This is a genomic window from Erysipelothrix sp. HDW6A (genome assembly GCF_011400295.1).
Taxonomy (GTDB): domain Bacteria; phylum Bacillota_I; class Bacilli_A; order Erysipelotrichales; family Erysipelotrichaceae; genus Erysipelothrix.
The window spans coordinates 154,121-166,662 of the sequence record NZ_CP049859.1 but is presented as its reverse complement, the minus strand read 5'-3'; the positions used below and the strand labels follow the sequence as shown (position 1 = coordinate 166,662).

Below are 12,542 nucleotides of genomic sequence, written 5' to 3'. Positions count from 1 at the left end.
TCGTGTGATTATGGTTGAATTCTATTTATGCTGAGTGACTGCGTTTGCTTTCTTCGTAAAGGAGTCTCTCTACCTCTTTCTGTTTTTGATTAGCTCTAAAGAGAAGCGAGAAGTAAATCAAAATAGGAACAATTAATGTTGTTGCGAGTATCGTTGAGAAAGTAAAGTAGTTCTCATAAGTTTCTTGCTTGGGATGAAATGATTGATGGTAGAGATCGAGAATGATGTCATCTACAATATTACACAAGACAGTAACGCTCGTGCCTTTTTCTGTAGCGAAGGTAACTTCCCATATGTTGTCTCTAAGTTCATGAACCTTAACGCTAGTAATTGGGATATCTTGATTAGTATCTAAGTCCCATGCATAAGCGTCCGCCTTATCAATCAATTCAGCATCTGTAAGGTTATTTACATCTTCAGTGACAAGGATTTTAAAGTCTTTTGCATCAATAGCTTCATTATTGTTTTCGTTTACTACTGTGCTTGGAAAGGTTACTACTACAGCGACTTGTTTTTCTACAGTATTACCATTTTCATGTGCGTATACTGTAACAAAATACGTTCCAGCCTTCTTAATGTTTGTAATATCAAATTCTTCTTCCTCTGCCCTAATCTCGCTAGGAAATAATATGAGTAAAGATAGAACTAGTATAAGAATAGTTTTAAGTTTGAAATTAAGCTTCATGTCTACCACTATCCTTTGGAATGATAGCTTGAATTCTAATTACTGAGTCTTCAACAAACAAGTTATACTCGCCACATAAATTCGCTATCATTTCTTTAATAATAAACATACCTACACCGCTACTATATTTATTGGTGGAGCTTGGTTCTAAATTAGAGAATAGATGTTCAGATTTCTTAATTCTATTAATATCTTCTTCAGTAGCTTCGTTAATAGTTTCAATAATTACTGAATCATCTTGACTCTTTACAACAAATGATATTTCTGTTTCTTCAGGAGAGTAAGTAACGGTATTTGATACTAGATTAAATAGTAATATTTGCAGTGAAGCATAGTTTGTTGAAACCTTCACATCATCTTCCAGAATAAGATTTGGAAAGTTATTCTTCAATCTCATATCATTTTCAAATGTACGAACTGTTTCATGAAAAAGTCTTGATACATCAACGGATTCAATGTTAGATAAATAATTGTTGTCATCTTTTTTTAGAATATCCAATATTTGATTTATTTGTGTAATCATTTTATCGGATATCTTAATGTTGGTAATTAGAGTCTCTCTTAATCGTTCGTTACTTTCATCTGGTTTATTTAATGAATGTTGACTTCTTAATATAAGTTGATGAGCTGGTGTTTTAAGGTTATGGACTAGTGATTTAGAGAAAGTAATGATGTTTGATAGACGTTCTTCTTGCTCTTTGAGTTCAATCTCAAGGTGTGTGTAGGATCTTGATACATTGTCGATAGTCTTCTCTAAGCTTGAAGAAAATTCGTAGAACTCCCTGTTTATCACATCCTCTGAAGATTTAACTCCTTCGAAGTTGTAATCCTTAATATTGTTGATACTCTCTTTAATCTGTTCTAACGGTTTAATCATTTGTTTTCGAGTGTTAAAGAACATAAAAGAAATAAGGAGTAATGACAGTATTGAGATACCAAGTTGTGATACTAGAAATTTACTTGAGAAGTCACTGGAGTTTGGTGAGTAGATTGCATACCATAAGTCATATCCTCGAATCTCTCCTTGAGCCTCAAAAAGCAAGGCCTGAGGATTGATGTTATTCATCTTATTGTAAGATGGACCAAATGATATGGAGCTATAGATATCTTTATTATCTTTTGTAAGACCAATCTCAAGCAAATAGTCTTCAGTGAGTTTTTCAAGTTTCGATGCAATAGTTTTAGGGTCAGAGTTGTTTTCTATAACATCTGATATTTCTTTTTCGATTGTCTTAATGTGTTTGTCTTCAAATTTTCGATAAGAGTTCGAAATATTTAGTCCATTAAAAATCAGTAATGATATTAACACAATGTATAACATAATAAATATGATATTAATTTTGCTTTGTTTTTTTATCGTCTTCATAAACAGTTTCTTTCTATATTTATATATGTTAATTATATCATACGAGCAGAGCATATAATCAACTTCTCACCACAACATCAACAACATCTTAAACTTCCTAAACTTATTAATATCAATTATCCAGGATAAATGAAAGAAACAGAAACTATTTTATGATAAAATGAAATCAATGGTGATAGTCTATGGATAAACAAGTGGAAAAGGTAATGGATGCGTGCATCCTTGCTGGTAAAGTTTTAATGGAAAATGGTGCAGAAATGCATCGTGTTGAAGATACTATGAATCGTATTCTTGCGGTAGAACAGGGCAGCAATCATGCTGTTAGTTTTGTAATGCCAACAGGCATTTTTATTACCTCTGCTCATGGTTCAACAACAAAAATGAAGAGAATCACAAAGCGCAGGCAAAACATGGATCGAATTGGTGAGATTAATCGTTTGTCGCGTGACTTTGCATCTGGTAAATATACAGTAGATGAACTTTATGATGAAATAGTTAAAGTTGAAAATGAAGAGCCTGATTATCCATTATGGCTTAAATATATTAGTGCTGGTGCGGTGAGTGCTGCAATGTCAGTAATATTCAGAGGTCCACTTGAGGATATCTTCGTTGCTTTCATTATTGGTGGAGTAGGGTACATGCTTTATGGACTGCTAAACCGAACTCTAGGTACACGTTTCTTGCAAGAATTAATCGTTTCTTTTCTAATGGCTACGATTGCGAATGCATTGTTTGCTCTGGGCTTAGTCAGTAATCACGATACCCTAATAATTGGATGTATCATTATATTGGTTCCAGGCATTCAAATCATGAACTCAATTCGTGACTTTTTATCTGGGAATACCATATCAGGATCCATCTTCTTAATTGAAGCAATCTTTGTGGCTTGCATGATTGGCGCAGGCGTTATGACAGGGGTGAAATTCATATGACAATACTCATTCAATTCATAACGAGTTTCATTACCGGTCTTTGTTTTGGAATCATAGTAAACGTACCGCGTCGTGTCTTAGTTCAATGTGGACTCGTTGGTATGTCGGGTTGGGTTGTAAACTGGTTATTCTTACAATTAGGTGTTACTGAAATCTATGCGATTTTTATGGGAGCGACTGTGGTATCCATTGTTTCGATTATCTTTGCGCGTCGTTACAAGGTCCCTACAACGACCTTTAACCTTCCGGGGTTCTTCCCTCTAGTTCCAGGAATTAGTGCATACCAGGCCCTTAGACACCTAATGAGTGGCAAATATATGGAAGGTATCGAGATGCTCTCAAAAACACTGATGCTTTCAGTAACGATAGCACTAGCTATTGTAATGGTAGAGGTAGTATTACGTGTTATAGAACGACCAAGGAAAGCGAGAATCCGTCTATGAGAAAAGTTGAAACTACGAAACAACATATTAACCTAAGTTTTCTATTTTTTGCAGGATCATTAGTTCTTTTATATATTACAGCCTGGGCAATCTCCTATTTAAATATAGGGTGGAATGCGCTCTTTACAGGGGTAGGGCTTATGATTGTTGCAGGGATACTCCATTATTTCGCAAAAGACTATTATCACTTCTATATTATGAGTTATGTACTAAATATGGTAGGTTCTGGTTTATCGTTTGGATCCTATTTCACAATTAAAGAAGTAGCTTTCGACAGTAAAATCATGATAATCGTCATGTTATCGGGGATTGTTATTGGATTTGTATTCTCTCGTGCTTACCTGAAAACGGAGTATTATAACTACCGAAACTTAAACTTAATATTGGGATTAATTACAGGATTTGTAGCTTTGATTTTTGCACTATTCTGGATATCTGGAGTTAACAGTGCTAAAAACGCAATCATGACCATGATGTTGATCTATGTACTCATATATATTGGCTTACTTAATTTCATTGTAAAACGAGGCAACCAATATCGATATATTTCTCTGTATAGTTTTGGAATCTATATCGTTGTAACGTCAATTGTATTAATGGCGGTAACAGAAGGAGACCTATTCCCAGGGGACTTCCTTAGTTTCTCAGGTGAGCCGAATAATAAGCGAAATCAACAACCAAAATTGTAGAAAAAAGTGATATATTTTGAGACTCATAATTGCTTATTAAAGCTCTGGTACCAGAATGAAATTCGGTTGTTAAACCTAAATATTAAATGACTCTGTATACTAATAAAAAGGTCATAGATAATAAACTAACAATCATTATAACTTTTAGGACAAAAATCAAAGTGAATAATTACTTTGATTTTTTCTTTTCCTCAGAGTATAAATATCACATTATGACCATAAACAAGATATAATGACAGCATTATGTAAGCGTTATATATTATGATGTAAGAGTTATATGTGTGCTGAAAACAGTATAGAGGGAGAAACTTTATGGTAAAAAAATACGATGATAGTTTAATTAGTGTAATTAAAGAAAAGGAATACCACAAAAACATTAACGATGTCGATGTTCTTGTAAAGCCGATTCCTGATTGTAATATACCGGGAGCAATGGATCCAAGGTTGTATGCTTCAGCAAAGAAAACGGTGTTTATGATGAAGTTCATACCAAAAAGATTATTGAAAATGGATGCGAGTCCAAAATCAATTGCCAGACTTCGTAAAATGTTTAACTCAGTGGATAGTACTCCTATGGTAGAAGAAGACATTGTTGTTGAGAATCATATATGTCTAACTCGAGATAGTTTTCAAATGCCTATTATTAGCTATACGCCGAAGGTAAGAAATAAGAATGTACCGATTCTATACTATATCCATGGAGGAGGCTTCTTTGCAGGACATCATGGTGTCGTCGAAGAGGCGATGAAACTGTTAGTAGAAAAGACAGGAATTGCTATTTTCTCGGTAGACTACCGTTTAGCTCCAGAGAACCCATATCCAACAGGCCATGAAGATTGTTATGACGGATTGAAGTGGGTACATGAGAATGCAAGACACGTGGATGGAGACTCTGAGTCAATTTTTATTGCAGGAGATAGTGCTGGTGGAAACTTAACACAGTACTGTACCAATAAAGCTCTGGAGGATGGACTTTCATATGTAAAAGGGCAAATGCTGCTCTATCCAACAGTTAATATGGGTGGTATAAGTGATGAGTATGTAGACTTCGATATCAATAAAATTGAAATATACGATAAGCACGCCAAAGCAATCAATCTAAGCCTAGGAATGTTTGGTAATTCATCATCGATGCTACAAGACCTATTGGGGACAGATAATATATTAAGTAAGTATCTAACTCCATACAGTGATGTTAGCCCTAATCTTCCACCAACATATGTGACAGTAGGAGAACATGATTTTCTAGCTATAGAAACCTTGGCCTATGCTCGCAAGCTTGTTAAGGCTGGAGTCGATACAACGACCGTGTTATATAAAGGCTTGGGACATGCATACATAGATCATGTCGGAAATTATCCACAAAGTGAAGACTGCATAGATGAAATGGCTAGGTTTATTCTAAAGTATTCATGAAAGTAGAATGAAATTAGATGAAAAGTCCTCAGTAAGTGAAGATTTTTCAAGACACATATTGAATAGATCGAAAACACAAGTCTTGTCACCTGATGAGACTTGTTCTCTGTTTAAGAAGATAAACAGTTTTGGTGTATAATGAAGTTACTATTAAAGGAAGGTTTGGCGTGTATATGAATATAGATGTAAAAATGGTGGATAAACTAATTCAAGAGCAGTTCCCAAAATGGAACGGTCTATTGATTAAGCCAGTAATCCAAAGTGGACATGATAATAGAACGTTTCATTTGGGTGATTCCATGCTGGTAAGGATGCCAAGTGGTCCGGAGTATGTAGCTCAAATTGAAAAAGAGAATAAATGGCTACCTTTACTCGCAAAAAATATTAGTTTGCCAATAACTAAACCAATAGCGCTAGGAAAGCCCGATAGAGAGTATCCATATCCTTGGGCAATTAATGAGTACCTTCCTGGAGAAACTGCCAACACAACGAATTTTCGTTCATTGGAGAGCTTTGCGGGAGAGATTGCGGAATTCTTAAAGGAACTCCAAACTTTGGATACTACAAATGCTCCTACAGCAGGAGAACATAATTTTTACCGAGGAGCTCATCCTTCTGTGTATCAAGAAGAAGTCAATGAATCCTTGCGAGATTTAAAAGAAATTCTTCCAGTTAAAGATATAGAGACAATTTGGGAAGAGTCAATTAATTCGGTGTGGAAAAAAGAACCAGTTTGGATTCATGGGGATATTGCACCAGGGAACCTACTTGTAAATGATGGCCAACTTTCAGGTGTTATTGACTTTGGAATTATGGGTGTTGGTGATCCTGCATGTGATTATGCGATGGCGTGGACTTTTTTTAATATAGATTGTCGAGCTAGTCTTTTTAAATATATTGATGAGGATACTCAAAAGCGTGCAAGAGCGTGGGCTTTATGGAAAGCGTTGATAACATATCGCTCCGAAAACAAAGCGATAAGTGATAATGCTAAAGCAACAATCAATGAAATAATGGAAGAGTATTACGCTACACGATAATATGGAGTAAATATGTAGTGTCATTGAATAAAATCCATTGCACATTGGTTAATAGTATGGTATTATAACTTAGCACTTATCTAAGGTGATCAAATCAGCTTAGGCGGAAGGAGACATGAACATATGAAAAAAGGAATTCATCCAGAGTACGCAAAAACTAAAATTGTTTGTACATCATGTGGGACAGAAATTGAAGTAGGTTCAACAGCAACTGATTTACGTGTTGATACATGCTCAAACTGCCACCCATTCTATACTGGAAAACAACGTTTCGCAAATGCGGCTGGACGTATTGATAAATTCAATAAGAAATACGGTCTAAAATAAGGGGTAACCCTTATTTTTTTTTGCAAAATAAGTTAGAATATAACAGAGGTGATTGGACATGATGTATCATCAATATAAAGATGGTTACGTAGAATTGATTACAGGGTGTATGTTTGCAGGAAAGACGGAGGAATTAATCCGTCGAATTAATACATTAAGTTATGCACACAAGAATATTATTGTGTTTCGACCACGTATCGATAATCGATACAGTGATAATGAAGTCGTATCACATGCTGGAAAGCGTGTAGCAGCTGTTATTATTGATAATGCTTTAGAAATATTAGATTATGTTTCTGAAGAAACGGATGTTGTCGCAATCGATGAAGTGCAGTTCTTTGATGAGAATGTCATTAAAGTTTGTGACTATCTTGCTGAACAAGGAATCCGTGTTATGGCAGCAGGTCTTGATATGGACTTCCGTGGAGAACCTTTTGGGTTATTCCAAAACTCATGACAACAGCAGAGTTTGTTACAAAGCTTACCGCAGTCTGTACAGTGTGTGGTGGACCAGCAACGCGTTCTCAACGTCTTGTTAATGGGAAACCTGCATCCTATCATGACCCAATCGTATTAGTTGGAGCGAGTGAGGATTATGAGGCACGTTGCCGTCATGACCACATCGTCGTTGATAAGCCAGGAATTGAAAAATAAAGTTAGGTGAAGTAAGTATGGAAAATACAATGAAACAACGCTTAGATTCTATTCTAAGTCGTGATGCCGAACTTGGTGAATTAATGATGAGTCCTGAAGTATTAGGAGATCATCGTTTGATGGCTAAGTACGGTAAAGAACAAGCGTCATTAATAGGAACAGTAGAAGCATACCGTGAATATTTAGATGCAGAAAACTTCTATAACCAAGCAGTTGAAGTTGCTCAAACAGAAACAGAAGCAGAGCTTGTTGAACTTGCAGAAATGGAAATGGAAGAATACAAGGAAAAGATGGACACTTTAGTAGAATCACTACGTCTCCTTCTTATTCCTAGAAACCCAGCAGATAATTATGATGCGATTATTGAAATTCGTGGAGCTGCTGGTGGTGATGAAGGTAATATCTTTGCAGGTGACTTATATCGTATGTATACTCGTTATGCAGAAAGTCTGGGTTACAAGTATGAAGTTATTGAAGCATCAGAAGCTGAATCAGGCGGATATGCTTTGATCTCATTTGTAGTTAAAGGTCAAGAACCATACCGTCACTTTAAGTTTGAATCTGGTGCACACCGTGTTCAACGTGTACCAAAGACTGAAACACAAGGTCGTATTCATACATCAACCGCAACAGTACTAGTTATGGCCGATGTGGAAGATGAAGGCTTTGAGATTGATGTTAATGATCTTGAAATTGATACAATGAGATCTTCAGGTGCTGGAGGACAACACGTTAACAAGACGGACTCCGCGGTAAGAATTGTGCATAAACCTACAGGTATCTCAGTTAAGTGTCAAGATGGTCGTTCACAACATGATAACCGTGATAAGGCAATGCGTTTAATTAGTGCACGTGTCTTCGAACATCACCAACAAAAACTTGAAGAAGAAAAGAACGTAAACCGTCAATCAAAAATTGGTAAAGGCGATCGTTCAGAAAAAATCCGTACCTATAACTATCCACAAAACCGTGTTACTGATCACCGAATTGGTTTAACACTTCAAAAATTGGATATTATTATGGAAGGAAAACTCGATGAAATCGTTGATGCTCTCCTTGCAGAAGAACAACGCGAAATATTAGAAAATGGTGGACTATGATCTATAGAGATCTTGTAAAAGAAGGAACAAACATCTTAGATAAGCATTCAATTTACACAGGCTTTGCTCGTGTTTTAATGCTTGAGTTGCTTCGTGAACAAGATATCGACATGTTTGCTGAATTTGATAATGAAGCAGATGAAGCAATCGCCACAGATTACATGAAGAAGATTCAAGAACTTGCTCAAGATATACCTTTAGGATATGTATTAGGTTATGAGTGGTTTTATGGTTATAAAATCATTGTTAATGAAGGTGTCTTAATTCCTCGAGGAGAAACTGAGGAGTTAGTAGGTCATGTGTTGAGTGATATTGATGATTACTTTGAGGATCCAGTGATTGCTGATGTTGCTTGTGGTAGTGGTGCTATTGGACTTGCTCTTGCTAAAGAGACAGGTCTACCAGTCTTCGCAACAGATATAAGTGAAGAAGCACTCGTTGTTGCTAAAGAAAACGCAAAAATTAATGAAGTGGATATGACATTCTACCAAGGTGATATGTTACAACCACTCATTGATCGTAATATTAAGTTGGATGTACTTGTATGCAACCCTCCCTATATTAAGAACACCGAACACGTTCAAACATCTGTACTGAATAATGAACCTCATGTAGCATTATTTGGTGGAGAGGATGGTCTATTCTTTTACCGTAGTGTATTATCGAATGCCCATAAAGTGTTGAATGAAAAAGCAATGATTGCTTTTGAAATTGGTTTTGATATTGGAGAAGCGGTTGTAGAATGTGCACAATCCTTTTTCCCAACCGCTCATATTGAATTGCGTCAAGATATGAATCAATGTGATCGTATGGTTTTTGTTTATCAAGGTATTAGTCCTATTAAGGACTAGTATCTTTTTTTATGTTAAAATACTCTTAGAAATTAGGGGGTAAGTATGATTACCAAAGTATATAATAAAAGTGAAATTAATGAAGTTTCAGAACAATTAAAAAAGGGTGAGCTTGTCGCTATAATGACGGATACCGTTTATGGGCTCGCTGCTAGCACGCACGATGAAGCTTTGTATCAGAAGTTAATTGATGTGAAGCATCGACCAGATACAAAACCCTTTCCATTAATGGTGGCTTCGTACGAACAGATTGAAGCAGTAGCAGAACTTGAAGACTGGCAACGTCATCTCATGCATACCTTTATGCCTGGGGCAGTGACCTTTATCTTCAAGAGAAAACAAGGAGTCTTTGATTTCCTGGGAAATCAAGATACCCTAGGAATTCGTATGGCTGATGATGTTTGGGTTCAAGAATTAATCGATAAACTTGGACATCCATTATGGCTGCCTTCAGCGAATATTTCAGGAATGCCCACAGCGACATCATCGGCTATGGTATTGGAACAATTAGATGGTAAAATAGCTGGTGTAATTGAAGGGGATATTCAGGGAAAAATATCATCAAGTGTATTTGACCTTACAGGGTCTCAAGTAGTATGCTTAAGAGAAGGAATTGTTCCTTTAAAAGCAATCCTAGAGGAGGTAAAATAGTGAAAACAATAGCATTGGCATGTGATCAAGGTGGTTACGTTCAAAAAGAAGCATTAAAAGAAGTGATTACAGGACTTGGTTATGAAATAACTGACTACGGAGTAATGTCTGAAGATAGTGTTGATTACCCAGATGTAATCTATCCAGCAGCAAAAGCTGTAGCTAGTGGTAAACATGATTTAGGTATTATTTTATGTGGCACTGGTATTGGAGCTTCAATCGTAGCTAACAAAGTGCGTGGAATCCGTTGTGCCCTCGTTACGAGTGTTGAAGTAGCGACATTAACACGCGAACACAACAATACAAACATTCTTGCAATGGCAGGAAGAACTACACCTCTAGAGGTAAACAAAGAAATCGTTAAAGCATGGTTAGAAACACCATTTAGTAATGATGAACGACACATACGTCGTATCAATAAAATTAGCGACATTGAAATTGTGGAGGAACGCGAATGAGAGATGATTTAGTCTTTGCAACGATTGCAGATGAAGCAACACGTCAAACAGAAAACATTGAATTAATTGCCTCAGAAAACTTTGTATCCAAACAAGTTTTAGAAGCACAAGGAAGCATCTTAACCAATAAATATGCAGAAGGATATCCAAACAAGCGCTACTATGGTGGCTGTGAGTTTGTCGATATTATTGAAACACTAGCAATTGAAAGAGCAATTGAAATATTTGGTGCAGAACACGCTAACGTTCAACCGCACAGTGGTTCGCAAGCAAATATGGCAGTCTATTTATCAGTCCTAGAACACGGAGATGTTGTTTTAGGGATGGACTTGAACTCCGGTGGCCACTTAACACACGGTCATAAGCTAAACTTCTCAGGTAAGAATTATACATTCTTTGGTTATGGAGTTGATCCAACAACAGAAAAGATTGATTATGATGTCGTTCGTGAATTAGCGCTTGATATTCGTCCAAAGTTAATTGTTGCGGGTGCTAGTGCATACTCACAAATTATTGACTTTGCAAAGTTTAGAGAAATCGCGGATGAAATTGGTGCTTACCTCATGGTCGATATGGCACACATTGCAGGACTTGTTGCTGCAGGTGTTCATCCAAGCCCAGTTCCATATGCTGACTTTGTAACATCAACAACACATAAAACATTAAGAGGTCCACGTGGTGGGTTAATCTTATGTAAGAAAGAATATGCGAGTGCGATTGACCGTTCTGTATTCCCAGGGGTACAAGGTGGTCCACTAATGCATGTAATCGCAGCTAAAGCAGTATGCTTCCATGAAGCCCTACAACCAAGCTTTAAAAAATACCAAGAACAAGTAGTAAAGAATGCATTAGCTCTTGCTGAAGAGCTTGGAAACTGTGGATACAGACTTGTTAGTGGTGGTACTGAAAACCATTTGGTTCTTGTTGATCTCAAAACAAGTATTGGTATCACAGGTGCACATGCAGAGAAGATTCTTGAAACAGTAGGAATTACGCTCAATAAGAACGCAATCCCATTTGATAAAGAACGTCCTGCAGTTACAAGTGGTATCCGTATTGGTTCGCCAGCAATGACAAGCCGTGGATTTAAAGAAGAAGAATTCAAACTTGTCGCACGTTTTATTGATGAAGCATTACGTAACTATGAAGATGAAGATAAGCTTGCATCAATTAGAGAAGAAGTTGTCGCACTTACTAGAAATTACCCAATCAGAGGAGAAGAATAATTATGATAACAGTTTTAAATCACCCATTAATTACACACAAGCTAACACAAATGCGAAGTCTTTCAACAGGTACTAAGGACTTCCGTCAAAACCTTGATGAAATTGCAGGGCTAATGGCGTATGAAATCACTCGTGATTTAAAATTAGAACCAGTAACTGTTAATACACACAGTGGTCCTTATGATACATTCCAACTTAATAAAGAAGTTGTGCTTGTACCAATCTTACGTGCTGGTTTAGGAATGGTCGAAGGAATTCTTGATCTTATTCCAACTGCTAAAGTAGGCCATGTGGGAGTGTATCGTGATGAAGAAACATTACTACCTCATGAGTACTTTGCGAAGTTCCCAGATAAACTAGAACAAGCAGAAGTATTAGTTCTAGACCCAATGCTTGCAACCGGTGGTAGTGCCGATGCAGCAATCGAAATTGTTAAAAAACGTGGAGCAAAAACTATTAAATTAGTATGTCTAGTAGGAGCACCAGAAGGTGTTGAGTTTATTAAAGAAAGACATCCAGATGTTGATATCTTTTTAGCGGCTCTTGATGAAAAACTTAATGAACATGGCTATATTGTGCCAGGTTTAGGAGACGCTGGAGACCGTATTTACGGTACAAAATAATTGTAGTTAAATGAATCTTTGAGGCCTTATGAAAATAAGGCTTTTTTTTGAAATTAGTATATATGTATAAAATATCTAAAC

The 12,542-nt window shown here is 36.5% G+C and carries 14 protein-coding genes and 1 pseudogene; 13 read left to right on the top strand and 2 right to left on the bottom strand.

Annotated features, from left to right (window positions below; genetic code table 11):
- Nucleotides 1–25: 25 nt before the first annotated feature.
- Nucleotides 26–685 carry a hypothetical protein gene (locus tag G7059_RS00940; RefSeq protein ID WP_166080211.1) on the bottom strand — a complete coding sequence of 220 codons (660 nt, stop codon included), beginning with the start codon at nucleotides 683–685 and terminating at the stop codon, nucleotides 26–28.
- Nucleotides 675–2,051 (bottom strand): HAMP domain-containing sensor histidine kinase, encoded by a 1,377-nt coding sequence (locus G7059_RS00935; protein WP_166080210.1) that lies wholly within the window; start codon nucleotides 2,049–2,051, stop codon nucleotides 675–677. The genes G7059_RS00940 and G7059_RS00935 overlap by 11 nt, the downstream gene beginning before the upstream one ends.
- 182 nt (nucleotides 2,052–2,233) lie before the next feature.
- On the opposite strand from G7059_RS00935, the gene G7059_RS00930 reads away from it, so the two are divergent.
- From G7059_RS00930 to upp, 13 genes and pseudogenes are all read left to right on the top strand, one after another.
- On the top strand, nucleotides 2,234–2,983 hold the full coding sequence (locus G7059_RS00930) for a threonine/serine exporter family protein (protein WP_166080209.1): 750 nt from the start codon (nucleotides 2,234–2,236) through the stop codon (nucleotides 2,981–2,983).
- Nucleotides 2,980–3,426, top strand: a complete 447-nt coding sequence (locus G7059_RS00925) for a threonine/serine exporter family protein (RefSeq protein ID WP_166080208.1) — start codon at nucleotides 2,980–2,982, stop codon at nucleotides 3,424–3,426. Before G7059_RS00930 ends, G7059_RS00925 begins: the two co-directional genes overlap by 4 nt.
- On the top strand, nucleotides 3,423–4,115 hold the full coding sequence (locus G7059_RS00920) for a 7TM diverse intracellular signaling domain-containing protein (RefSeq protein ID WP_166080207.1): 693 nt from the start codon (nucleotides 3,423–3,425) through the stop codon (nucleotides 4,113–4,115). Before G7059_RS00925 ends, G7059_RS00920 begins: the two co-directional genes overlap by 4 nt.
- A gap of 312 nt (nucleotides 4,116–4,427) precedes the next feature.
- On the top strand, nucleotides 4,428–5,531 hold the full coding sequence (locus G7059_RS00915; RefSeq protein WP_166080206.1) for an alpha/beta hydrolase: 1,104 nt from the start codon (nucleotides 4,428–4,430) through the stop codon (nucleotides 5,529–5,531).
- A gap of 173 nt (nucleotides 5,532–5,704) precedes the next feature.
- On the top strand, nucleotides 5,705–6,571 hold the full coding sequence (locus G7059_RS00910; protein ID WP_166080205.1) for an aminoglycoside phosphotransferase family protein: 867 nt from the start codon (nucleotides 5,705–5,707) through the stop codon (nucleotides 6,569–6,571).
- Nucleotides 6,572–6,694: 123 nt separating this feature from the next.
- A complete protein-coding gene (gene rpmE, locus G7059_RS00905) occupies nucleotides 6,695–6,898 on the top strand; it encodes a 50S ribosomal protein L31 (protein WP_166080203.1) in 204 nt (67 codons plus the stop codon).
- A gap of 61 nt (nucleotides 6,899–6,959) precedes the next feature.
- Nucleotides 6,960–7,552 (top strand): annotated as a pseudogene (locus G7059_RS00900) (thymidine kinase).
- 17 nt (nucleotides 7,553–7,569) lie between these two features.
- Entirely contained in the window at nucleotides 7,570–8,652 is a 1,083-nt protein-coding gene (prfA, locus tag G7059_RS00895; protein ID WP_166080202.1) for a peptide chain release factor 1, read from the top strand.
- Nucleotides 8,649–9,503, top strand: coding sequence for a peptide chain release factor N(5)-glutamine methyltransferase (gene prmC / locus G7059_RS00890; protein WP_166080201.1), 855 nt, complete (start codon nucleotides 8,649–8,651; stop codon nucleotides 9,501–9,503). The genes prfA and prmC overlap by 4 nt, the downstream gene beginning before the upstream one ends.
- 45 nt (nucleotides 9,504–9,548) lie before the next feature.
- Complete coding sequence (locus tag G7059_RS00885; RefSeq protein ID WP_166080200.1) at nucleotides 9,549–10,154, top strand: L-threonylcarbamoyladenylate synthase; 606 nt, start codon at nucleotides 9,549–9,551, stop codon at nucleotides 10,152–10,154.
- A complete protein-coding gene (locus G7059_RS00880) occupies nucleotides 10,151–10,612 on the top strand; it encodes an RpiB/LacA/LacB family sugar-phosphate isomerase (protein WP_240920548.1) in 462 nt (153 codons plus the stop codon). The genes G7059_RS00885 and G7059_RS00880 overlap by 4 nt, the downstream gene beginning before the upstream one ends.
- Nucleotides 10,609–11,838, top strand: a complete 1,230-nt coding sequence (gene glyA, locus G7059_RS00875) for a serine hydroxymethyltransferase (protein ID WP_166080197.1) — start codon at nucleotides 10,609–10,611, stop codon at nucleotides 11,836–11,838. Before G7059_RS00880 ends, glyA begins: the two co-directional genes overlap by 4 nt.
- A gap of 2 nt (nucleotides 11,839–11,840) precedes the next feature.
- A complete protein-coding gene (gene upp / locus G7059_RS00870) occupies nucleotides 11,841–12,461 on the top strand; it encodes a uracil phosphoribosyltransferase (protein WP_166080195.1) in 621 nt (206 codons plus the stop codon).
- The last annotated feature ends 81 nt before the right edge of the window (nucleotides 12,462–12,542 follow it).